The 20,347-nt window shown below is 68.0% G+C and carries 22 protein-coding genes and 1 other RNA gene; 13 read left to right on the top strand and 10 right to left on the bottom strand.

Annotated features, from left to right (window positions below):
* The first annotated feature begins 6 nt into the window (after positions 1–6).
* Positions 7–438 (top strand): hypothetical protein, encoded by a 432-nt coding sequence (locus tag QTI17_RS07955; protein ID WP_286532087.1) that lies wholly within the window; start codon positions 7–9, stop codon positions 436–438.
* On the opposite strand, the gene QTI17_RS07950 is transcribed toward QTI17_RS07955, so the two are convergent.
* Positions 435–1,298, bottom strand: coding sequence for an IclR family transcriptional regulator (locus QTI17_RS07950; protein WP_286532085.1), 864 nt, complete (start codon positions 1,296–1,298; stop codon positions 435–437). The two genes, QTI17_RS07955 and QTI17_RS07950, sit on opposite strands and share 4 nt — an antisense overlap.
* Before the next feature lie 113 nt (positions 1,299–1,411).
* On the opposite strand from QTI17_RS07950, the gene QTI17_RS07945 reads away from it, so the two are divergent.
* From QTI17_RS07945 to QTI17_RS07930, 4 genes are all read left to right on the top strand, one after another.
* The gene (locus tag QTI17_RS07945) at positions 1,412–2,701 is read left to right on the top strand and encodes a 3-isopropylmalate dehydratase large subunit (RefSeq protein ID WP_286532083.1); all 1,290 of its coding nucleotides are present in this window, start codon (positions 1,412–1,414) and stop codon (positions 2,699–2,701) included.
* Positions 2,698–3,234 carry a LeuD/DmdB family oxidoreductase small subunit gene (locus QTI17_RS07940; protein WP_286532081.1) on the top strand — a complete coding sequence of 179 codons (537 nt, stop codon included), beginning with the start codon at positions 2,698–2,700 and terminating at the stop codon, positions 3,232–3,234. Before QTI17_RS07945 ends, QTI17_RS07940 begins: the two co-directional genes overlap by 4 nt.
* 92 nt (positions 3,235–3,326) lie before the next feature.
* The gene (locus QTI17_RS07935; RefSeq protein ID WP_286532079.1) at positions 3,327–4,208 is read left to right on the top strand and encodes an isocitrate lyase/PEP mutase family protein; all 882 of its coding nucleotides are present in this window, start codon (positions 3,327–3,329) and stop codon (positions 4,206–4,208) included.
* Positions 4,209–4,268: 60 nt separating this feature from the next.
* On the top strand, positions 4,269–5,261 hold the full coding sequence (locus tag QTI17_RS07930; protein ID WP_286532078.1) for a Bug family tripartite tricarboxylate transporter substrate binding protein: 993 nt from the start codon (positions 4,269–4,271) through the stop codon (positions 5,259–5,261).
* A gap of 98 nt (positions 5,262–5,359) precedes the next feature.
* Here QTI17_RS07930 and ffs read toward each other — a convergent pair.
* Together ffs and QTI17_RS07920 are read right to left on the bottom strand one after the other, a co-directional pair.
* An RNA gene (gene ffs, locus QTI17_RS07925) (signal recognition particle sRNA small type) lies at positions 5,360–5,456 on the bottom strand.
* 37 nt (positions 5,457–5,493) lie between these two features.
* On the bottom strand, positions 5,494–6,615 hold the full coding sequence (locus QTI17_RS07920) for a M12 family metallopeptidase (RefSeq protein ID WP_286532076.1): 1,122 nt from the start codon (positions 6,613–6,615) through the stop codon (positions 5,494–5,496).
* 110 nt (positions 6,616–6,725) lie between these two features.
* Here QTI17_RS07920 and dnaX point away from each other — a divergent pair, with 110 nt between their 5' ends.
* The 6 genes from dnaX (at position 6,726) to QTI17_RS07890 (ending at position 12,755) form a co-directional block, all read left to right on the top strand.
* Complete coding sequence (gene dnaX / locus QTI17_RS07915; protein ID WP_286532074.1) at positions 6,726–8,540, top strand: DNA polymerase III subunit gamma/tau; 1,815 nt, start codon at positions 6,726–6,728, stop codon at positions 8,538–8,540.
* 153 nt (positions 8,541–8,693) lie between these two features.
* Positions 8,694–9,026, top strand: a complete 333-nt coding sequence (locus tag QTI17_RS07910; RefSeq protein WP_012747441.1) for a YbaB/EbfC family nucleoid-associated protein — start codon at positions 8,694–8,696, stop codon at positions 9,024–9,026.
* A gap of 17 nt (positions 9,027–9,043) precedes the next feature.
* Positions 9,044–9,634 carry a recombination mediator RecR gene (recR, locus tag QTI17_RS07905; protein WP_286528760.1) on the top strand — a complete coding sequence of 197 codons (591 nt, stop codon included), beginning with the start codon at positions 9,044–9,046 and terminating at the stop codon, positions 9,632–9,634.
* Positions 9,635–9,755: 121 nt separating this feature from the next.
* Positions 9,756–10,790 carry an ABC transporter substrate-binding protein gene (locus QTI17_RS07900; protein ID WP_286532072.1) on the top strand — a complete coding sequence of 345 codons (1,035 nt, stop codon included), beginning with the start codon at positions 9,756–9,758 and terminating at the stop codon, positions 10,788–10,790.
* 50 nt (positions 10,791–10,840) lie between these two features.
* Positions 10,841–11,656 (top strand): ABC transporter ATP-binding protein, encoded by an 816-nt coding sequence (locus QTI17_RS07895; protein WP_286532070.1) that lies wholly within the window; start codon positions 10,841–10,843, stop codon positions 11,654–11,656.
* 265 nt (positions 11,657–11,921) lie between these two features.
* Positions 11,922–12,755, top strand: coding sequence for an ABC transporter permease (locus QTI17_RS07890; protein WP_286532069.1), 834 nt, complete (start codon positions 11,922–11,924; stop codon positions 12,753–12,755).
* Here QTI17_RS07890 and QTI17_RS07885 read toward each other — a convergent pair.
* Both QTI17_RS07885 and QTI17_RS35215 read right to left on the bottom strand, forming a co-directional pair.
* Entirely contained in the window at positions 12,752–14,329 is a 1,578-nt protein-coding gene (locus QTI17_RS07885; RefSeq protein ID WP_286532067.1) for a transglycosylase SLT domain-containing protein, read from the bottom strand. The genes QTI17_RS07890 and QTI17_RS07885 overlap by 4 nt on opposite strands.
* Entirely contained in the window at positions 14,326–14,670 is a 345-nt protein-coding gene (locus QTI17_RS35215) for a hypothetical protein (protein ID WP_503011029.1), read from the bottom strand. The genes QTI17_RS07885 and QTI17_RS35215 overlap by 4 nt, the downstream gene beginning before the upstream one ends.
* Between QTI17_RS35215 and QTI17_RS07875 the strand changes: the two genes are divergently transcribed.
* Together QTI17_RS07875 and rnhA are read left to right on the top strand one after the other, a co-directional pair.
* Positions 14,669–15,463, top strand: a complete 795-nt coding sequence (locus QTI17_RS07875) for a class I SAM-dependent methyltransferase (protein ID WP_286532065.1) — start codon at positions 14,669–14,671, stop codon at positions 15,461–15,463. The two genes, QTI17_RS35215 and QTI17_RS07875, sit on opposite strands and share 2 nt — an antisense overlap.
* On the top strand, positions 15,460–15,909 hold the full coding sequence (rnhA, locus tag QTI17_RS07870) for a ribonuclease HI (RefSeq protein WP_286509015.1): 450 nt from the start codon (positions 15,460–15,462) through the stop codon (positions 15,907–15,909). Before QTI17_RS07875 ends, rnhA begins: the two co-directional genes overlap by 4 nt.
* On the opposite strand, the gene QTI17_RS07865 is transcribed toward rnhA, so the two are convergent.
* The 5 genes from QTI17_RS07865 to QTI17_RS07845 are packed head-to-tail and all read right to left on the bottom strand — an operon-like array spanning position 15,906 to position 20,339.
* The gene (locus QTI17_RS07865) at positions 15,906–16,397 is read right to left on the bottom strand and encodes a Crp/Fnr family transcriptional regulator (RefSeq protein ID WP_286532063.1); all 492 of its coding nucleotides are present in this window, start codon (positions 16,395–16,397) and stop codon (positions 15,906–15,908) included. The genes rnhA and QTI17_RS07865 overlap by 4 nt on opposite strands.
* A 35-nt stretch (positions 16,398–16,432) precedes the next feature.
* Positions 16,433–17,740 carry a molybdopterin molybdotransferase MoeA gene (gene moeA, locus QTI17_RS07860; RefSeq protein WP_286532062.1) on the bottom strand — a complete coding sequence of 436 codons (1,308 nt, stop codon included), beginning with the start codon at positions 17,738–17,740 and terminating at the stop codon, positions 16,433–16,435.
* 13 nt (positions 17,741–17,753) lie between these two features.
* Positions 17,754–18,404: a molybdenum cofactor guanylyltransferase MobA gene (mobA, locus tag QTI17_RS07855; RefSeq protein ID WP_286532060.1), complete on the bottom strand. Its 651-nt coding sequence runs from the start codon at positions 18,402–18,404 to the stop codon at positions 17,754–17,756.
* The gene (gene moaA, locus QTI17_RS07850; RefSeq protein WP_286532058.1) at positions 18,401–19,519 is read right to left on the bottom strand and encodes a GTP 3',8-cyclase MoaA; all 1,119 of its coding nucleotides are present in this window, start codon (positions 19,517–19,519) and stop codon (positions 18,401–18,403) included. The genes mobA and moaA overlap by 4 nt, the downstream gene beginning before the upstream one ends.
* A 58-nt stretch (positions 19,520–19,577) precedes the next feature.
* Complete coding sequence (locus tag QTI17_RS07845) at positions 19,578–20,339, bottom strand: SDR family oxidoreductase (protein ID WP_286532056.1); 762 nt, start codon at positions 20,337–20,339, stop codon at positions 19,578–19,580.
* Positions 20,340–20,347: the final 8 nt, after the last annotated feature.

Genomic DNA, 20,347 nt, shown 5'->3' with positions numbered 1-20,347 from the left:
CAGCCCATGTTCACCAAGCTTCTGGCGCTGGCCGGGGACTGCGCGCGCCCGCGACCGCCCCGGCGGCCCCTGGCTCCGATCCACATCGAGGTCCAGTGGGAGACGGCCTTCGAGGAGCGGCCCCGGATCCGGGTCCTGCCCCTCCGGGGCGCGGTCTGGGTGCCGACATCGGATGTGCGCCATGCGTTGAGCCCGTCGGCCGACGAACTGGCGCACGGGATGCGGCAGTCGATCGCCACCCACCGACCGGCGCCGGTTGCAGTGACGCTTCCGGTGTTGTCGGGGTGCCCCGGTGCGGCGCACGAGGCGCTCGGCTGCGTGCGGATTTCCCAGTTGGACGCGCTCGGGGCTTATTGGGGGTGCGAGGCCCGCGCTCGCTACCTCCGGCATTACCTGTCGCTGGCCTTGGGCGAAGGGGGGCGGGCGCTGACGCGCTAGATGGCCTGCTTCCGCTGTCCGACCGCCGCCGACGGCACATCGGCACGCAGCAGTGCGCAGATCCCGCGAACCTGCTTCTGGATGATTTTCGCCACCTCGACCCGCCGCGCGGGGCCGAGCCGGCTCGATATGGCGGCCACGCTGATGGCGGCGATAGGGTTCTTTGGAGGAAAGGCGACCCCGACGGCTGCCGTGCCCGGCGTTGCGGCACTGTCCAGGAACGAATAGCCCCGGGCACGGCTTTCGATCAGTGCCGCACGCAGGAAGCCAGGGTCGAAGGCGGAGCCGAACTTCGCATATTGCGCGCCGCTGGCCTCGACGATGTGATCGGCTTCGGCTTCGGGCAGCGCGCTGAGGATGGCGAGCCCGCCCGCGCCGACTCCCATCGGCCGGCGGATCCCGACGTCGAGCGTCAGCGCCTTGATGGGGTAGTCGCCGAGCGCTCGGCTGGTGCAGATCGATTCGGCTCCGCGCCGCTCGCTCAGGTAGACCGTGTCCTGCGTCTGATCGGCGATCACCAACAGCGCTTCGTTGCACAGTTCGCTCAGTTGATAGCGCGGCTGCGCCAGCAGTCCGAGCTCGTAGAGCAGCGGGCCCAGGTGGTATTTGCGCGTCAGAGGATCGCGATAGACCAGCCCTTCGAGTTCCAGACGCTGGAGCATGCGAAAGCAGGTGGACATCGGCAGACCGCTGACGTCGACCACGTCTGCGATGCGCATGCCACGACGTCCGCGCGTTGCGATCACGCGCAGCATGCCCACCACCCGCTCGATGCTCTGGGTGCCGCTTCGTGCCTGCTGCTCTGGAACTTCGGAAGTCGCGGGCACGCGCTTTTTACCTGGCTTGTCTTTAGTTTCCACCATGTGGCAGTAATTCGGGTTGCACCCGAACGGTATCAAAGGGAGGGTCAATATAGTCGAAAGCACTGACAAACGAAAACCTCCCACATAGTGGGAGTGAAACGGAATCACCCATGCCCCACACGATGACCGAGAAGATCCTGGCCCGCGCCTCCGGCAAGGAGAGCGTGATGCCGGGCGAAGAGATCACGGCGCGCCCGGACTTCGTCATCACCTACGACTTTCCCGGCTACACCGACGTCTTCTTCAAGGAGACGCGCGAGGATTTCGGCATCGAGAAGGTGACCAGCCCGGAGCGATTCGTCCTCTTCATCGATCACATGGTCCCGGCTGCGGCGCCGAAGGAAGAAGAGCTGCACAAGATCACCCGCGCCTGGGGCAAGGAGCAGGGCGTTCCGGTCTACGAGCGCGAAGGCATCGGCCACCAGGTGGCGGCCGAACTGGGCTATGCCACGCCGGGCGGCTTCGTCGTGCACTTCGACGGCCATGTCAGCCAGCTGGGTGCCTTCGGCAGCTTCGCGTTCGGTGCCCGCAAGGGCGTGATCGAATCCTTCGTGACGGAGAACGTGACGATGACCGTGCCGGCGACGGTCAAGGTGGAGCTGGTCGGTACGCTTCAGCCCGGCGTGATGGCGCGCGACGTGTTCCATCAGATGGTGCGCGTGATGGGGCCGGATTCATGCTGCTTCAAGGCGGTCGAACTCTGCGGTCCCGTCATCGACCAGATGAGCATCGAAGGCCGACAGACCATCTGCGGCCAGGCGATGTTCCTCGGCGCGACCACCATGCTCATCGCACCCGATGCGAAGACCCTGGCTTACGTGGAGGGCCGCTCGAAGGTCGACCTGGCGCCGGTCTATCCCGACGCCGATGCCGTCTACGAGCGCGTCGTGACCATCGATGTGTCCACGCTCGAGCCCATCGTGGTGGTGCCGCCCAGCCCGGCCAACACGCGCGACCTCAAGGACTACGTCGGGGTGGAAGTTCATACCGGCTACCTCGGTTCATGCGCCAGCGGGCGGCTGGAAGACCTGCGCGTGGCGGCCCAGGTGCTGCGCGGCCGCCGCATCCAGCCCGGCTTCCAGCTGCATGTGGTGCCCACGTCGAAGGCCATCATGGCGGCAGCGGCACGCGAAGGCCTGATCGAATGCCTGGTCGAAGCCGGCGCCTTCATCAGCTCGCCCAGCTGCGACTACTGCTTCGGTCGGATCGCCACCATGAGCGCCGGCCAGCGCGCCGTGTCCACCGGCACGCTGAACACGCCGGGCCGCATGGGAAGCGTCGATTCCGAGATCTACATCTGCAACGCGGCCGTGGTGGCGGCATCTGCGCTGGAGGGCCGCATCGCCGATCCGCGCCCGTACCTGGCCGAAGCGGCCAATGTCGCCGGAGCCGCCGCATGAGCCTCGTCAACCTGCGCGGGCGCGTGGCCTGGATCTTCGACGAAGACGATTTCGACATCGACCTGATCGTCGGCGTGCGCAACATCAAGATCACCGACGTATCGGAACTCGCCGCCCTGGCAATGGCCGACTACCTGCCCGACTTCGCCAGCACCGTGCAGCAGGGGGACGTGCTCATCGGCGGGCGCAACTTCGGCTACGGCCATCCGCACTATCCGGCCATGCGTGCGATGCGGCACCTGGGAATTTCCTGCGTGATCGCGGAGTCGTTCTCGCCGGGATTCTTCCGCGGAGAAATGAGCATGGGCTTTCCGCTGGTCACCTGTCCCGGCATCCGCGCCGCGGTCGCGCGAGGCGATGCGCTGGAAGTGAACTGGGACACCAGCGAAGTGAGCATCACCCGCACCGGCCAGACCTTGCCGCTTCAGCCGTTCTCGGCATCCGAGCGCGGCATGCTCGATGCGGGCGGCCTGATCCCCTATCTCAAGGCGCGCATCGCGAAAGCCGAGAACCGCGAGGCGCATGCGCCCTGACGCCATTGGCGCCCGCGCGCCATGCGGACTTTTCTCAATCAACCGTGCCGCGGACCGCCTCGGACAAGCGCACGATCTTCTGGAGTAGTGAAATGACCCCAAGCCGCCAGGCGCTTCGCCAACGCATCACCCACGGGCCCACCTTCTGGTTCGGCGGCGCACAGGACGCCCTGTCGGCCCTGCTCGTCGACCAGTCGGACTTCGATGGCGTCTTCAGCACGGGCTTCGGCATTTCAGCCTCGCTGCTCGGGCAGCCCGACATGGAGCTGTATACGCTGAGCGAGAACGTGGCGACCGTCAACCGGATGGTCAATGCGGTTCGCAAGCCGGTCTTTGCCGATGCCGATACCGGCTACGGCAACGTGCTGAACGTCGGGCGTACCGTGCGCGAGTTCGAGAAGGCCGGCGTGGCCGCGCTCTCGCTGGAAGACCAGGTCAGCCCCAAGCGCTGCCCGGCTGCGGCTACGCAATCGATCGTGGTGTCGATGGAGGCGGCGGTGGCGCGCATCAAGGCCGCCGTGGACGCGCGCCAGGACTCCGACTTGCTCATCGTCGCGCGCACCGATGCGATGGATGCGGGCGAGGCCCTCGAGCGTGCAGCCCGGTATGCCGAAGCCGGCGCCGATCTGATCCAGCCCATCTCGCGCACTTTCAGCTGCTACGAGCAACTGGTCCAGCTGCGCGAGGTGTGCGGCCGCCGCCTGTCGCTGCAGCTCATGGCGGGCACCTGGATGACGTCGCTGAGCCGGGCCCAGATCGAGCAAGTCGCGGCCTTCGCGACCTACCCCATTGCCAGTCTGCTGAGCATCGTGCAGGCGGTGCGCGGCAACCTGCAGGAACTGGCGCGGCGACGCTCCGGCGATTTCGACGGTCTGCCCTTCGAACAGACGACGATGGCGGCCTTCAAGGACATCATCGGCTGGCATGCCCTCGAGGAGCGGCAGGCCCACTACGAAGTCGGCGGCAGCCACTGAACGCGCGACTTCTTCCACCCAACCTTTCCTTTCCTCCCAGCAAAACGATCAGGAGCAAACGTGCGTACTTTCAAGCTGATGGGCCACCTCGTGGTGGCCGGCACTCTGGCGCTGGCTTTTGGCGCAGCGATGGCGCAAGGCAGCGCCTATCCGACGAAGCCGATCCGGATCATCGTGCCGTACCCGGCGGGTGGCGCGACCGACGTGGCGGCGCGCATGCTTGTCCCTCGACTCCAGGAGGAACTCGGCCAGCCCATCGTGGTCGAGAACCGCCCCGGCGCCGGCGGCAACATCGCGATGAACGCCGTGGCGCAAAGCAGCCCCGATGGCCACACCCTGGCGATGACGCTGACGGGGATGCTGTCGATCAACCCGGTGATCTACAAGAAGGCCGGGTTTGCTGCTTCCGACTTCGTGCCGGTCGCCCAGGTTTCGCTGGCGCCGCTGCTGCTGGTCGTGCCGGAAAACTCTCCCTACAAGAACGTGCAGGAACTGCTGGCGGCGGGCAAGAAGGCCGGCAAGGACGGGCTGGCCTACGGTTCGGCTGGTGCGGGCGGCCTGTCGCACCTGGCTTCCGAATCGATCAATGCGCACGCGAACGGCAACTTCGTGCACGTGCCCTACAAGGGCGGCGCGCCGCTGGTGCAGGCGCTGATGGCCAACGAGGTGGCGTGGGGCCTGCTCGGTACGGGCGATGCGCGCAGCTTCGTGCAATCGGGCAAGCTGCGCGCCATCGGCGTGCTGCGCAACGGCCGCTCAGAGCTGTGGCCGGGCATCCCCACACTGACCGAGCAGGGCGTGCCAGGGGGCGTGGACTTCGACGTCTGGTTCGGCGTGGTGGCGCCGGCCAGGACGCCGGCGCCGGTGGTGAAGCTCCTGAACGAAAAGATCGCGCAGATCGTCGCCGAACCGGGCTTTCGCAAGCGGCTGAACGAACTCGGCGGCGTGGCGCCGGTCAGTGGCAACAGCACCGCGGATTTCGCGGAGGTGCTCAAGCGCGAGTTGGCGGTTCTCCCCAAGGCAGCGCAGGCGGCCGGCCTGCAGCTCGACTGACCGAGAGGCCTGCGGCTTCAGCATCGCGGATCGACAGGGAGGATTTGCAAGTCCTTGTCAGCGCGTGAGTTGTTGAAAAACTCACGGCTTTTTTATAGGTTGACGAGCCTTACCCCCGGCACTGGCTACGCAGTTAGGGCTGCTTGGTTCCCCACCTGACCCGGTTGGCCACTTCACCATGCGGGGAGGCCCGTCAACCGAGGATTGTAAGCGACCGCGAAAGCCTCGGCCTTCACCAGACCATCAACGAGGTTTCGAGCGCCGCGTCGGCGTAGTAGAGGCGCACGCCCACCTGGTACTTGCGGCCCTTCTGCAGCCGCATCGTCACCTTGGCATTGAGGTCGGTGCCGCTGTCGTCCGCGCCGGCGATCTGCACGTTGCCGGTCGGCGTGACCTCGAACAGCACCAGCACGGTGTCCGAGGTGCCGAAGGTGCCGATGTTGTAGGTACGGGTGCGGGTCGGCGAGAACTCGAAGGTGCGGGTCTCCCCGGCCTTGAGCTTCAGCAGTTGCGACAGCCCGATCTTCAGCGGCGTCGCCGCCGGCGTCCGGACGCCCGGGTACGACTCCACCACCCAGGCCTTGTCCGCGAAAGAGAGCCCGCCCTTGGGCTGCAGGCCGGCCTGGTATTTCTCCGGCGCGATGATCAACCCGGCATCGAACTGGTACTCCATGACCGAGTCCGGGTCCCAGGTCGTGCCCTTGATCTCCGACACCGGGATCTTGCGCAGGATGTTCCACTCGATCTGCGACTCGTCCCAGTTGTTCGGCGGCCCCTTGAAATAGCTCAGCACGGCGTCGCGGTTCCAGGAGATGCCGGCGTTCGGGTTCTGGTGCTCGTGCTCGAGGCCGAGCGTATGGCCGATCTCGTGCAGCGCCGTGTCATGCCCGTAGGCGGTGGTCAGCGACCAGCCGAAGTTCATCGTGCGTTCCTGCGGCGACCGGGTGTTGAGCACATCGCGCCCGACATAGGACCAGGAACCGTCCTGCGGATCGAAGCCGATCCGCACCATCGCATCCTCGGGCGCCTCCACGCGCCGGAATCCGATGCTGAGCCCGAGCTTGGCCCAGGTTTCGAAGGAACTGTCGACGACCGCGATATCGGCGCCGCTGCCCTGCCAGGCGGCGGGCACGCTGTCGCCGCGCTTGAAGCAGTAGTAGGTGATCTGGGTGCCGCCGACCCACTTCTTGCCTGCGGCCAGGATGGCACGCACGCGGCCGGCAGCGACGCCGGCGTCGAACTGGCGCACCGGCTGCACCGGCTGCGCACAATAGCGCCGCGCCTCGACGGCGCCGCGCGCGCTGGATTTCTTGGCGGCAGCCGGGCGGGCCGCCTTGCGGGTCGCAGTGGGCATGTCGATCTCCTCGTGTTTTTCCATGCTAGGCGCGGCGAGCGCGAAAGCCATCCGCAAGATGGCCTAGGCCGCTGCGCGAGGTGGTCGCCGCGTCGCCCTAAAATGCGGCGATGGCCTACCTCGTGCTCGCTCGCAAACACCGTCCCCGAACCTTCAGCGAGATGGTCGGCCAGGAGCACGTCGTCCAGGCGCTCGAGAACGCGCTGACCTCGCAGCGGCTGCATCACGCCTACCTCTTCACCGGCACGCGCGGCGTCGGCAAGACCACCGTCTCCCGCATCCTGGCCAAGTCGCTCAATTGCCAGGGGCCCGACGGGCAGGGTGGCATCACGGCCACGCCGTGCGGCCTATGCCAGGCGTGCAAGGACATCGACGCCGGCCGCTTCGTCGACTACACCGAGCTCGATGCCGCCTCCAACCGGGGCGTCGACGAGGTCCAGGCGCTGCTGGAGCAGGCGGTCTACAAGCCGGTGCAGGGCCGTTTCAAGGTCTTCATGATCGACGAAGTCCACATGCTCACCGGCCACGCGTTCAACGCGATGCTGAAGACGCTCGAGGAGCCGCCCGAATATCTCAAGTTCGTGCTGGCCACGACCGACCCGCAGAAGGTGCCGGTCACGGTGCTGTCGCGCTGCCTGCAGTTCAACCTGCGGCCGATGGCGCCCGAGACCGTGCTCGAACACCTCACGCAGGTGCTGCAGTCCGAAGCCGTGCCGGCCGAACCCTTGGCGCTGCGCCTGATTTCGCGCGCCGCCCGCGGCTCGATGCGCGATGCGCTGTCGCTGACCGATCAGGCCATTGCCTTCGGCAACGGCGAACTGCTGGAGACGGGCGTGCGCCAGATGCTCGGCAGCGTCGATCGCGGGCACGTGTTCCGGCTGATCGAGGCGCTGTCGCAGGGCGATGGAAAGACGGTGGTCGAGACCTCCGAAGGGCTGCGCCGCGACGGTCTCTCCGCCGCTTCCACGCTGGAGGAAATGACCACCGTGCTGCAGGCGATGGCGGTGCTGCAGGCGGTGCCTTCGCGGGCCGAGTCGCGCGATGGCGCCGACCCAGACGCGGCGGAGACGGCCCGCCTCGCGGCCCTGCTGCCGGCCGACGAAACCCAGCTGCTCTACAGCCTCTGCCTGCACGGCCGCGGCGAGCTCGGCCTGGCGCCCGACGAGTACGCGGCGCTCACGATGGTGCTGCTGCGCCTGCTGGCCTTCAAGCCCACCGCTTCGGCCGGCGCGGAAAAAAAAACTCTGAATGACGCCGTGCCTGCGGCTGCGCAGGCACCCACGGCCGCGCCGCTGTCTCCTCCCCCGGTGGCTGCGCCAGTGCCGGTCGAGCCGGTGCGGCCCCCAGCGGTGGCGGCTCCCGCGGCGCCGGGCCATCGGCTGCCGGTGGTCGAGGCCCCGGCGCTGAGCGCTGCCGCGCCGCCCAGGGCGGCCGCCACGCCCGAACCGGCCGCCAGGCTGATGGCGATGCCGGTGCGCGTGCAGCCGCCGGCCGGCGCCCGCGAGGCGCCGTCGGCGGTAGCCTCGACGCCGATCCCGCCGAGCGAGGAGGGCGATTTCTGGCATGCCACCGTGACGCGGATGGTGGTGGCCGAGGCGATCACTGCGCTGACGCGCGAGCTCGCCCTGCAATCGCAGCTGGTGGCGCGCGATGTCGACCAGTGGCTGCTGCGGGTCGAGCGCGAGTCGCTCAACCAGACCAGCAGCCGCGAGAAGCTGCAGGCGGCGCTCGCGGCCCTCGGCCACTCGGTGACAATCGCCATCGAGATCGGCGGCGTGGTCGACAGCCCGGCCCGCCGCAACCGGCAGGCCGCCGAAGAACGCCAGCGCATCGCCGAGGAAGCGATCCACAACGACCCCGAGGTGCAGTCGATGATGCGCGACTGGGACGCGAGAATCGTTCCGGGGACGCTGCGGCCCTCCTGAGACCTTGCGGGACAGATCAAGAAACTGCGCAGCAGTTTTTGCTCTGTCCTCAACTGATTGAAACTTGCGGGACAGACCAAGAAACTGCAAAGCAGTTTTTGCTCTGTCCCCAACTGACTAGACTCTTTTTTTCAACGATCAACAGGATCCCCCATGTTCAACAAAGGACAACTGGCCGGCCTCATGAAGCAGGCGCAGGCGATGCAGGACAACCTCAAGAAGGCCCAGGAAGAACTGGCCACCATCGAGGTCGAAGGCGAATCGGGTGCCGGTCTCGTGAAAGTCGTCATGACCTGCAAGCACGACGTCAAGCGCATCACGATCGACCCCAGCCTGCTGGCCGACGACAAGGACATGCTCGAAGACCTGGTGGCCGCAGCCTTCAATGCCGCCGTGCGCAAGGCCGAGGAAACCAGCGAGCAGAAGATGGGCAAGCTGACCGCCGGCATGCCCGGCCTGCCGCCCGGCATGAAGCTGCCGTTCTGAGCCTCCATCGGTCCTCGATGGCGGATTCCAGTTCGCTCGATGCGCTGGTCGAGGCGCTGCGCCGGTTGCCCGGCGTCGGTGCCAAGTCGGCCTCGCGCATGGCCTTCCACCTGCTGCAGCACGACCGCGAAGGCACGCTGATGCTCGCGCGCGCCCTGCAGCAGGCGGCCAGCAACGTGCGCCATTGCGAGCGCTGCAACACCTTCACGGAAGGCCAGGTCTGCAGCGTCTGCCAGGATGCCCGGCGCGACGGCACCAAGCTGTGCGTGGTCGAGACCCCGGCCGACCAGGCCGCGCTCGAGCGCACCGGCGTGTTTCGCGGCTACTACTTCGTGCTGATGGGCAAGCTGAGCCCGCTCGACGGCGTGGGGCCGAACGACATCGGACTCGCGAAGCTGTTCGCGCGCGCGCTCGACGGCACCGTGAGCGAGGTGATCCTCGCCACCAACTTCACCGCCGAGGGCGAAGCCACGGCCCATGTGATCGGCGATGCGCTCAAGCAGCGCGGACTTTCGGTGACCCGGCTGGCGCGCGGCGTGCCGGCCGGCAGCGAGCTCGAATACGTCGATCTCGGCACCATCGCCCATGCGCTGGTCGACCGTCGCTGAGGGCCGGACAACGGCCTTTCAGTTTACGTAAAAACCCGCACGGGATGTTCCCGATGCAGGGGCAGGGGGCCGCCCCTAAGCTCGATTCGAATCACACGAAAAGAGCCCGCGGGCGCCACTCATGCTCAATCGCCGTACCTTTACCGTTGCCGCAGCGCTGGGCGCCGCTGCGATCGGGGCGCCGCTGGTCCATGGCCAGCCCAAGCTCGAAAAATCCAAGGTGTCCATCGCGGTCGGTGGCAAGGCTGCGTTCTACTACCTGCCGCTCACCATCTCCGAGCAGCTCGGCTACTTCAAGGCCGAAGGACTCGACGTCGAGATCTCGGACTTCGCCGGCGGCGCACGTGCGTTGCAGGCGGTGGTCGGCGGCTCGGCCGATGTCTGCTCGGGCGCCTTCGAGCACACCATCAACCTGCAGGCCAAGAACCAGTTCTTCCAGGCCTTCGTGCTGCAGGGGCGCGCGCCGCAGATCGCGATCGGCGTGTCGACCAAGAACATGCCCGGCTACACCGGCATCGCCGACCTCAAGGGCCGCAAGATCGGGGTCTCGGCGCCGGGCTCGTCGACCAACATGGTGGCCAACCTGGTGCTGTCGCGCGGCGGGCTCAAGGCCAGCGACGTGAGCTACATCGGCGTCGGCGTGGCCGCCGGCGCGCTGACGGCGCTGCGTTCGGGCCAGATCGATGCGATCAGCAACACCGATCCGGTCATGACCATGCTCGAGCAGAAGGGCGACGTGAAGATCATCAGCGACACCCGCACGCTGAAGGGCACTCAGGAGGTGTTCGGCGGCCTGATGCCGGCCGCCTGCCTCTATGCCTCGTCGGAATTCATCCAGAAGAATCCGAACACCTGCCAGGCGCTCGCCAATGCCATCGTGCATGGCCTCAAGTGGCTGCAGACCGCCGGCCCGGGTGACATCATCAAGACCGTGCCAGAGACCTACCTGCTGGGCGACCGGGCCCTGTACCTTGCATCGTTCGACAAGGTGCGCGAGGCCATCGCCGTCGATGGACTGGTGCCGGCCGACGGCCCCAAGACCGCGCTCACCGCGATCGCGAGCTTCGATCCGACAGTCAAGGCCGAAAAGATCGACCTGGCGAAGCTCTACACCAACGAATTTGCGCGGCGCGCCAAGGACAAGTTCAAAGCTTGACCCCGGTGTCGCTGCAACCCGGCCCAGGCCGGGTTTTTTCTTCCAAGCCCATGGCCGCCCACGCGCTCGAACTGATAGACATCCGCTGCACCTTCCGCGCGAAAGACGACCACAGCCAGCGCTACACCGCGGTGGCTGACACCACGCTGCGGATCGCCGACGGCGAGTTCGTCTCGGTGGTCGGACCGACCGGCTGCGGCAAGTCGACCTTGCTGAATGTCGGCGCCGGCCTGCTCGAACCCTCGTCGGGTTCGGTGCGGGTGTTCGGCCAGCCGCTGTCCGGCATCAACACGCGTGCCGGCTACATGTTCCAGAGCGAAGCCCTGATGCCCTGGCGCAGCGCGCTGGACAACGTGAAGGTGGGCCTGCAGTACCGCGGCGTGCCCGATGCCCAGGCCAGGGAGCAGGCCGAGGCCTGGCTCGCGCGGGTCGGCCTCGCTGGCTTCGGCGACCGTTATCCGCATCAACTTTCCGGCGGCATGCGCAAGCGCACCGCGCTGGCACAAGTACTGGCGCTCGATCCGGACATCATCCTGATGGACGAGCCCTTCAGCGCGCTCGACATCCAGACCCGGCAATTGATGGAGAACGAAGTGCTGGATCTCTGGGCTGCGAAGAAGAAGGCGGTGCTTTTCATCACCCACGATCTCGATGAAGCGATCGCGATGAGCGACCGCGTGGTGGTGCTCTCCGCCGGCCCCGCGACCCACCCGATCGGCGAGTTCGAGATCGACCTGCCGCGGCCGCGGGACGTCGCCGAGGTCCGGGTGCATCCGCGCTTCGTCGAACTTCACACGCAGATCTGGAACGTGCTGCGCGACGAGGTGCTCAAGGGCTATGCGCAGCAGTTGAAGGCAGTGGCATGAGCTCGCCCCCAGGTTGGCTCACTTCGTGTAGCCGCCCACCCCCGACCGGGGGCAACACCAGCGGGCTGGCAAAGCCAGTTCCGCGGTGTTTCACGAAGGGGCCTGGCTGCGCCGGCCAACTCAACCCGGTCGGCATCTGTTTTTCGGCTGCGCGCAGCGCGCCCATTCGTGGGCAGTCGCGGAACCGGCTTTGCCGGGCCGCTGACTGCGCCCCCGGCAGGGGGTGGGCGCCCGGACACGAAGTGCCGGGCAACCTGGGGGCGAGATGAAGCTCCGACCCAGGGAGAGCAATGCGCGCTTCTGGCAGCTGGCGGTGCTGGTCGCGCTGCTGGCGGGCTGGCACCTGGCGTCGCGCAACCAGCAGTTCGCCTTCTTCGTCGGCGAACCGATCCAGGTGGCCGGCCGGATCTGGAGCTGGTTCATGCCGTTCGCGATTCCACCCAATCCGCTGTTCCCCGATGGGCTCGCGGGCAACGCCGACATCTACCTGCACCTGGGCACCACCTTGCTCGAGACCGTACTGGCCTTCGTGATCGGCACCGTGCTGGGCCTGGCCTGCGGCCTCTGGCTGGCCCTGGCGCCGACCGCGAGCCTGGTCTTCGATCCCTACATCAAGGCGGCGAACTCGATGCCGCGCGTGATCCTGGCGCCGATCTTCGCGCTGTGGTTCGGCCTCGGCATCTGGAGCAAGGTGGCGCTGGCGGTCACGCTGGTGTTCTTCATCGTCTTCTTCAACGTCTACCAGGGCGTGCGCGAAGTCAGCCCGGTGGTGCTGGCGAATGCGCGCATGCTCGGCGCCAGCCAGCGGCAGCTGCTGCGCACGGTCTACCTGCCGAGCGCGACCAGCTGGGTGTTCTCCAGCCTGCACACCTCGGTCGGGCTGGCCTTCGTGGGTGCGGTGGTGGGCGAGTACCTGGGCTCGGCGCGCGGCGTGGGCTACCTCATCCTGCAGGCCGAGGGCACCTTCGACGTCAACACGGTGTTTGCGGGCATCGTGGTGCTGACCGGTTTTGCGCTGCTGCTCGATGCGATCGTCGGCGTGCTCGAGAAGCGCCTCATGAAATGGCAGCCTCGCAGTGGCGAGACCGAAAAGCTTTAGCGTTTCTTCTTCGACGGCGTGCCGCCGCGCTTCTCGCGCACGACTTCCTTGCTGCTGCTCGACGTCTTGGTCAGCTTGGCGGTCGAGCTTTTGGCGCTCGTGCCGCCACGCGGCGCCACGGCGCTGCTCTTGAGCACCGGCGCGCGGCCGAAGCCCGAGCCCACGCCGGCGGTCTTCGCGGCCCGCACCGGCAGGAACACCACCACTTCATAGCCGCGCTGGAAGGTGTGGTTGGCCTTGACGTCGTTCCATTCGGCCACGCTGGCCGGGCTCAGCCGGTAGCGCCGCGCGATGCTGGCGACGCTGTCCTGGCGCCCGGCCTTGATCACCGTGCGGCGGGTGACGATCTCGGGCTGGAAGCTCAGCTGCCCGGTGTCGGCGACCACCGCCGCGACGTCTTCCTGGACTCGCGCGCTGCGCGGAACGATCAAGGTCGAGCCCGACTTGATCAGCATGCGCGGCGGCACGTTGTTGATGGCCCGCAGGTCGGCTTCGCTCATGCCCGAGCGCTGTGCGGCGTCGGCCACGGTCATGGTCGAGGGCACGGTCCAGGCGGTCCAGCTGGCGTACTGGCCCTGGCTGTAGGCCTCGAAGTTGCGCTGGAACACGGCGGCGTTGTCCCACGGCAGAAGGATCTCGGGCGTGCCGGCCGCCAGCAGCACCGGTTTGTGGGCCGACGGATTGAGGGCCCGGAAGTCCTCGATCTGCACGTCCGCCAGCTTGGCCGCCAGCGAGACGTCGAGATCGCGCTTGAGCGTGACGGTCTGGAAGTAGGGGTGGTTGGCGATCAGCGGCAGGTCGACATTGAAGCGGGCCGGATTGGCGACGATGTTCTTCACGGCCTGCAGCTTCGGCACGTAGAGCCGGGTCTCGGCCGGCATCGACAGGTCGCTGTAGGTGGCCGGCAGGCCGGCGCGCTGGTTCTTGGCGATCGCCTTGGCCACGTTGCCTTCGCCCCAGTTGTAGGCCGCCAGCGCGAGCTGCCAGTCACCGAACATGCCGTAGAGCCGCTGCAGATAGTCGAGCGCCGCGCGGGTCGAGGCGACCACATCGCGGCGGTCGTCGCGGAAGATGTTCTGCTTCAGGTCGTAGTCGGTGCCGGTGGCCGGCATGAACTGCCACATGCCGGCGGCGCGCGCGCTCGACACGGCCTGCGGATTGAAGGCGCTCTCGATGTAGGGCAGCAGCGCGATCTCGGTCGGCATGTCGCGACGTTCGAGTTCCTCGACGATGTGGAAGATGTAGCGGTTGGAGCGCTCGGTCATGCGCTGGATGTAGTCGGGCCGGGTGGCATACCACTGCTCGCGATCGCGCACCAGGTCGCCGTCGAGGTCGGGCATCTTGAAGCCGCGGCGAATGCGGTCCCACATGTCGACCGGCGGGGCGAGCGTGACGACGGGGCGCGACTTGGTGTCGCCGGAGGTGATCGGCGTGAGGCTGCCGCGCGGGTAGACCGGCGAGGCACCGCCCGAGGCGGCACCGGACGACGACCCATCCATCGACGGACCGGTGCCTGTGGCGCAGCCCGCCAGGAACAGGGAGCCCGCGAGGCAGGCAGCTAGCAGAAATTTCATCGAAAATCGTTCTTCCATTGGTGCGGGGCAGCGAGCAAGGGCCGTGGCCGCTCGCAGCGCGCACGCAATGCGGCGCAAGGCGCCGTGGAGTGAGTGGGATCCGGCTTGCGGGGTTCCATGCTTTGCACGAATCTCAGGTTAGCAAGTGTGTATCCATGGTGCGTCGCGACGCCGTCGGCGCGAGGGCGCGTGACTAGAATCGCGGCCAGTTGCAGTTGCTCGCGCCCGGGTGCATCGAACACGGGTGTTGCATCCCCTGGGTCGACCTCGATCGCGTTGCGCCCCTGCTGCAGCATCCAGATGTAGTTGTCGGCACGGGCGGGCAGCGGAACGAGGGTCATGAGCGGTCAAATTATAGGTTTGCACGATTGGTTCGAGACCCCCCCGGGCCGCTACCTGCTGGCTTGGGAGCAGGCCCAGTTCGACCAGGCGGTGGCCGACATCTTCGGTTATCACGCGCTGCAGCTGGGCCTCAGCGAGGTCCAGGGGCTGCGTGCCAATCGAATGCCGCACCGCTGGCTGGCGCTGTCCGATCCGGCGCAGGCCGGCGCGCCCGCGCTCTGGACCGACTTTTCGGCCCTCCCTTTTCCGGCCAACAGCCTCGACCTCGTGGTGCTGCCGCACACGCTCGAGCTCAGCCCGGACCCCCACGCGACCCTGCGCGAGGTCGAGCGGGTGCTGGTGCCCGAAGGGCGGGTCGTCATCTGCGGCCTGAATCCGGCCAGCCTCTGGGGCATGCGGCAGCGGCGCGCCCACCTCTACCGCGGACTCGGGTTCGGCGAGCTGTTCCTGCCCGAGGCCGGTGACTTCATCGGTTACCGGCGCATGCGCGACTGGCTGCGGCTGCTGAGCTTCGAGGTCGAGTCCGGGCGATTCGGCGTCTACCGGCCCGCGGTCCGCAGCGAGGCCTGGCTGGAGCGCTGCCGCTGGTTCGATGCCGCCGGCGAGCGCTGGTGGCCGATCTTCGGTGCGGTCTATTTCCTGGTGGCCGTCAAGCGGGTGCGGGGGCTGCGGCTCTTGAGCGCCGACTGGCGCCGAGCCGCATCGCGCGCCAGCGCGCCGGTGCCGATCGCCGGCAAGATGCACCGGGGGCGCGACAATGGCGGCCAGCTAGAAGAAGGAAGCGGTTCTTGAACGAAGTACAGATCTACACCGACGGTGCCTGCAAGGGCAACCCCGGTCCCGGCGGCTGGGGCGCATGGCTCAAGTCGGGCGCCACCGAAAAAGAACTTTTCGGCGGCGAACTCAACACCACCAACAACCGCATGGAACTGCAGGCCGTGATCGAAGGCCTGGGCGCGCTCAAGCGCCCGTGCAAGGTCGTCCTCTACCTGGACAGCCAGTACGTGCGCATGGGCATCACCGAGTGGATTCGCGGCTGGAAGGCCAAGGGCTGGCGGACCTCGACCAAGCAGCCGGTGAAGAACGTCGAGCTCTGGCAGCAGCTCGACAAGCTGGTGGCCGAGGGCGGCCACCAGATCGAATGGCGCTGGGTCAAGGGCCATTCGGGCGATCCGGGCAACGAGCGCGCGGATGCGCTCGCCAACAAGGGCGTCGAGCGCGCGCTCGGCCGGATCTAGCGCCGCAGCAGCCGTTCCGGCGTCTCGGGCACGTCGCCCATGCTGGCCCTGAAGAGCAGGTCGTCCGTGATCCGCAAGCGGCGGCTCATCTCGCGGGCGATGTTCATCTGGATCAGCGCGAACTGCTCGACGTCGCGCTCGAACACCCGGTACAGGTTCGCGGAAGTGAGTTCGATCGCGCGGCAGTCGACGTCGGCCCGGACCGAGGCGCTGCGCGGGAAAAGGTCGAGCAGCGCCATCTCGCCGAAACAATCGCCCTGCGCCAGGCGCCGGATGAGCAATTCGTGCTGCTGCCAGCTCTTGGAGATCGTCACGCTGCCGCTCTCGAGCACGAACATGCCGTGGCCGGGCTCGCCCTCGCGGAAGAAATAGCCGCCGGACGGCATCTCGACCACCGGTGCGGCCGCCAGCAGGAACTCCAGGGTGTCCGCGGCAATGGCGCCGAAGATCGGCATCTGCTGCATCAGTTCGATCCTGCTCGCTGCCATGCGCAACTCCGGTGAGGCCAGGGCGGGGACAGACCTTACACCACGCCGTCGAAGATCATGACGTCGACCGTGTCGCCCGGCGCCACGCCGGCCTGGTCATGGTGCAGCACCACCAGGCCGTTGGCATCGACCATCGAACTCAGCACGCCCGAGCCCTGGTTGCCGGCGATGCGCACCTGCGGCAAGGCACCCGCCACCTGTTCGACCCGGCCCCGCTGGTACTCGGTGCGTCCGGGCTTCTTGCGGATCGCGTCGACGCTGGTGGCGCGCAGCATCGGCGGCGGCGCGGCGCAGGCGGAGTTGCAGCCCATCATCCTGAGCAGCGCCGGGCGCACGAAGGCGAGAAAAGTGACCATCACGGCGACCGGGTTGCCCGGCAGCCCGAACAGCACGGCCGGCCCGCGGGGCGCGCCTGGGGCGGGGATCAGGCCGACCGCCATCGGCCGGCCGGGCCGCATGGCGACGCGCCAGAACGCCATGTCGCCGAGCCGCTGCATGACGGCGCGCGTGTGGTCGGCCTCGCCGACGCTGACGCCGCCGCTGGTGATGATGGCGTCGGCCTGCGCCGCGGCGCGGCGCAGCGCCGATTCGAGCGCCGCCGGGTCGTCGCGCACCAGGCCGAGATCGATCACCTCGCAGCCCAGCCGCGTCAGCAGGCCGAACACCGTGTACCGGTTGCTGTCGTAGACCGCGCCTTCGCGCGGAAGCTCGCCAAGACTCAGGATCTCGTCGCCGGTGGAGAAGTAGGCGACGCGCAGGCGCCGCAGCACCGGCACCATCGGCAGCCCGAGGCTGGCCACCATGCCGAGCGCGGCCGGGGTGACGATCTGGCCGCGCCGCAGCGCCGGCTGGCCCTGCATCAGGTCTTCGCCGGCGAAGCGGCGGTTGTCGCCGCGTCGCAGCGCCTGGGCCGGGAAGCTCACCCGGTCACCCTCGACCGTGCAGAACTCCTGCGGGACCACGGTGTCGAGGCCGGCCGGCATCACGGCACCGGTCATGATCTTGACGGCGTCGCCGGTGCCGGTCGCGCCGCGCCAGGCGGCGCCGGCCAGTGCGGTGCCGACCACCCGCAGGCTCAGCGCGGTGTCGCCGGCCGCTTCGAGCTGCGCGCCATCGAAGGCGAAGCCGTCCATGGCCGAGTTGTCGTGCGGCGGCACGCTGACCGGCGAGACGATGTCCTCGGCCAGCACCCGTCCGAGCGCATCCCGCAGGGCCAGGCGCTCGACCTCGGTGACGATGGCAGGCTCGGCCAGCTGCGCCAGGAAGGCCTGCACGGCATCGACACCCAGCGCCTTGGGGTCGTAGCCCGCCAGCGCGGCGGCGATTTCGGCGATTCGGCTCATGACGGGACGGGCCTCACGAACGCTGGCGCTCGAGCGTGTGCAACTCGGTCAGCGTGTTGGCATTGAAGAAGGCGTCGGCGGCATCGCCCGGGCGATCGAAGGGCACCAGCACGGTGTGGTGCTGCGCGGTCCATTTGTCGATCTTGCGGCCGCCGCCCTGGGTGAAGCGCACCAGGCTGTCGAGCAGCGTGGCGCGCAGCAGGCAGAACACCGGCTGCGGGAACAGCGACGCTGCGGCGCCGGGCGGACCCGCCGCCTCGGGCGCGGAGACCATCGCGATGTCCGCCTGCTGGTCCGCCAGAGCCGCCGCCAGCCGGCTGGCGAGGTCGAGCGGGAACAGCGGGGTGTCGCACGGCACGGTGAGCAGGTAGGGCGTCTCGCAGCGCTCCAGCCCGGTCAGGAAGCCGGCCAGCGGACCGGCATAGTCGGCCAGCCCGTCGGGCCAGACCGGCACGCCGAAGGATTCGTAGGCGGCCAGGTTGCGATTGGCGTTGACCAGCACCTGGCCGACCTGCGGACCCAGCCGCAGCACCGCATGCAGCGCCAGCGGCGTACCGTTGAAGTTCTGCAGGCCCTTGTCGACGCCGCCCATGCGCGAGCCGCGCCCGCCGGCGAGAACGAGGCCGGTGATTTCGCTGGCGACGATGGGGGCCGGCGCGCTCATCCGCCGATGTAGCTCATCTCGACCCGGCGCGCCGCGCCGGCATCGGTGTCGGGGACCCGCGACGCGCGCAGCTCGGAGTAGCGATCGCTGCGGCCCTGCCAGATGTGGCCGAGCGCGGAGGCGATCTGCGCGTCGTCGGCATCGCCGCGCAAGAGCGGCCGCAGGTCGTGCCCCTGGCTCGCGAACAGGCAGAGGTAGAGCTTGCCTTCGGTCGACAGGCGGGCCCGGCTGCAGTCGTGGCAGAAGGCCTGCGTCACGCTGCTGATGACGCCGATCTCGCCGCCGCCGTCGGCGTAGGCCCAGCGCTGTGCGGTCTCTCCGGGGGCGCTGGCTTCCAGCGGCACGAGCGGGAATTCGGCGCCGATGCGGCGCACCACCTCGGCCGATGGCAGCACCTCGTCCATGCGCCAGCCGTTGGTGGCGCCGACGTCCATGTATTCGATGAAGCGCAGCACCACGCCGCTGCCGCGGAAGTGGCGCGCCATCGGCAGGATCTCCTGCTCGTTGGTGCCGCGCTTGACCACCATGTTGACCTTGATCGGGCCCAGGCCGGCCGCCTTCGCAGCCTCGATGCCGGCCAGCACTTCGGCGACCGGGAAGTCGACGTCGTTCATGCGACGGAACACCGTGTCGTCGAGACCGTCGAGGCTGACGGTCACCCGATTCAGGCCGGCGGCCTTCAAGGCCCCGGCCTTGCGCGCCAGCAAGGACCCGTTGGTGGTCAGCGTGAGGTCCAGCGGCTGGCCCTGCGGCGTGCGCAGCGCGGCGAGCTGCTCGACCAGCACCTCGAGGTTCTTGCGCAGCAGCGGCTCGCCACCGGTGAGCCGGATCTTGCGCACGCCGTGGCTGGCGAACAGGCGCGCCAGACGGGTGATCTCCTCGAAGCTCAGCAGCGCGCTGTGGGGCAGGTACTGGTAGTCCTTGTCGAACACTTCTTTCGGCATGCAATAGCTGCAGCGGAAGTTGCAGCGGTCGGTGACGCTGATGCGCAGGTCGGTCAGCGGCCGGGCCAGCCGGTCGAGCAGCACGCCGGTGGCCGGCACGGCGTGCGCGGCCGGCGCGGCGCGGGGCGCGCGACCGATCTCGGCGATCTTGACGACATGCTGCGAACTCATGGGAGGGCCAATTTACCGCATCGCCCGGCCTGATACCGCTGCAAGGCCTTGGCGCCGATCAGACGCAGCGGGCGCCGTCGACTTCGATGCAGACCCCGCTGATGAACGAGGCCTCGTCGCTGGCCAGGTAGAGCGCCGCGTTGGCGACGTCGAGCGCGGTCGAGAAGCGGCCCAGCGGGATGGTGGCGCGGAACTTGGCCTTGCGCTCTTCGGTGACCGGACCACCGGCGAACTCGGCCGCCAGGCCGGTGTCCGGGTTGAACACCGGATTGATGCAATTGACCCGGATGTTGTCGGGACCGAGTTCGGCCGCCAGCGACTTGCTGGTCGTGATCACGGCGCCCTTGGAGCCGTTGTACCAGGTGAGGCCCGGGCGGGGGCGCACGCCCGCGGTCGAGGCGATGTTGATGAACGATCCGCCGCCGTTGGCCCGGAAGGCCGGCACCGCATGGATGGTCGACAGGTAGATGCTCTTGACGTTGACCGAATAGCAGCGGTCGAACTCGTCCTCGCTGACTTCCAGTGCGGGCCGGTTGCGGTGGGTCCAGCCGGCGTTGTTGACCATCGCGTCGAGCTTGCCATGGCGCTGCACGGCGGCATCGACCAAGGCTTTCATCTGGTCGGACTTGGTGACGTCGGCGGCGAAGAACGAAGCCCGGCCGCCGTCGCGCAGGATGGCCTCGACCACCTGTTCGCCGAGCGCCTGGTTGATGTCGTTGACGATGACCTGCGCGCCCTCGGCCGCCAGCCGCTTCGCGATGCCCTCGCCGATGCCGCCGCCGGCACCGGTCACGATGATGGATTTGTCCTTGACGCGCACAGGTGTCT

The organism is Variovorax sp. J31P179 (assembly GCF_030316985.1).
In the GTDB taxonomy this organism is placed as follows: Bacteria; Pseudomonadota; Gammaproteobacteria; order Burkholderiales; family Burkholderiaceae_C; genus Variovorax; species Variovorax ginsengisoli_B.
This window is presented reverse-complemented; position numbering and strand designations above follow the sequence as displayed.

Bases quoted from the DNA above. Each gene is read 5' to 3' on its own strand.
- QTI17_RS07940 (WP_286532081.1), top strand. From the start codon at position 2,698: ATGAGCCTCGTCAACCTGCGCGGGCGCGTGGCCTGGATCTTCGACGAA.
- QTI17_RS07945 (WP_286532083.1), top strand. From the start codon at position 1,412: ATGCCCCACACGATGACCGAGAAGATCCTGGCCCGCGCCTCCGGCAAG.
- QTI17_RS07935 (WP_286532079.1), top strand. From the start codon at position 3,327: ATGACCCCAAGCCGCCAGGCGCTTCGCCAACGCATCACCCACGGGCCC.
- QTI17_RS07955 (WP_286532087.1), top strand. From the start codon at position 7: ATGTTCACCAAGCTTCTGGCGCTGGCCGGGGACTGCGCGCGCCCGCGA.
- QTI17_RS07890 (WP_286532069.1), top strand. From the start codon at position 11,922: ATGAAGCTCCGACCCAGGGAGAGCAATGCGCGCTTCTGGCAGCTGGCG.
- mobA (WP_286532060.1), bottom strand. From the start codon at position 18,404: ATGAGCGCGCCGGCCCCCATCGTCGCCAGCGAAATCACCGGCCTCGTT.
- QTI17_RS35215 (WP_503011029.1), bottom strand. From the start codon at position 14,670: ATGACCCTCGTTCCGCTGCCCGCCCGTGCCGACAACTACATCTGGATG.
- QTI17_RS07885 (WP_286532067.1), bottom strand. From the start codon at position 14,329: ATGAAATTTCTGCTAGCTGCCTGCCTCGCGGGCTCCCTGTTCCTGGCG.
- QTI17_RS07875 (WP_286532065.1), top strand. From the start codon at position 14,669: ATGAGCGGTCAAATTATAGGTTTGCACGATTGGTTCGAGACCCCCCCG.
- QTI17_RS07900 (WP_286532072.1), top strand. From the start codon at position 9,756: ATGCTCAATCGCCGTACCTTTACCGTTGCCGCAGCGCTGGGCGCCGCT.
- QTI17_RS07920 (WP_286532076.1), bottom strand. From the start codon at position 6,615: ATGCCCACTGCGACCCGCAAGGCGGCCCGCCCGGCTGCCGCCAAGAAA.
- recR (WP_286528760.1), top strand. From the start codon at position 9,044: ATGGCGGATTCCAGTTCGCTCGATGCGCTGGTCGAGGCGCTGCGCCGG.
- QTI17_RS07895 (WP_286532070.1), top strand. From the start codon at position 10,841: ATGGCCGCCCACGCGCTCGAACTGATAGACATCCGCTGCACCTTCCGC.
- moaA (WP_286532058.1), bottom strand. From the start codon at position 19,519: ATGAGTTCGCAGCATGTCGTCAAGATCGCCGAGATCGGTCGCGCGCCC.
- QTI17_RS07910 (WP_012747441.1), top strand. From the start codon at position 8,694: ATGTTCAACAAAGGACAACTGGCCGGCCTCATGAAGCAGGCGCAGGCG.
- dnaX (WP_286532074.1), top strand. From the start codon at position 6,726: ATGGCCTACCTCGTGCTCGCTCGCAAACACCGTCCCCGAACCTTCAGC.
- moeA (WP_286532062.1), bottom strand. From the start codon at position 17,740: ATGAGCCGAATCGCCGAAATCGCCGCCGCGCTGGCGGGCTACGACCCC.
- QTI17_RS07865 (WP_286532063.1), bottom strand. From the start codon at position 16,397: ATGGCAGCGAGCAGGATCGAACTGATGCAGCAGATGCCGATCTTCGGC.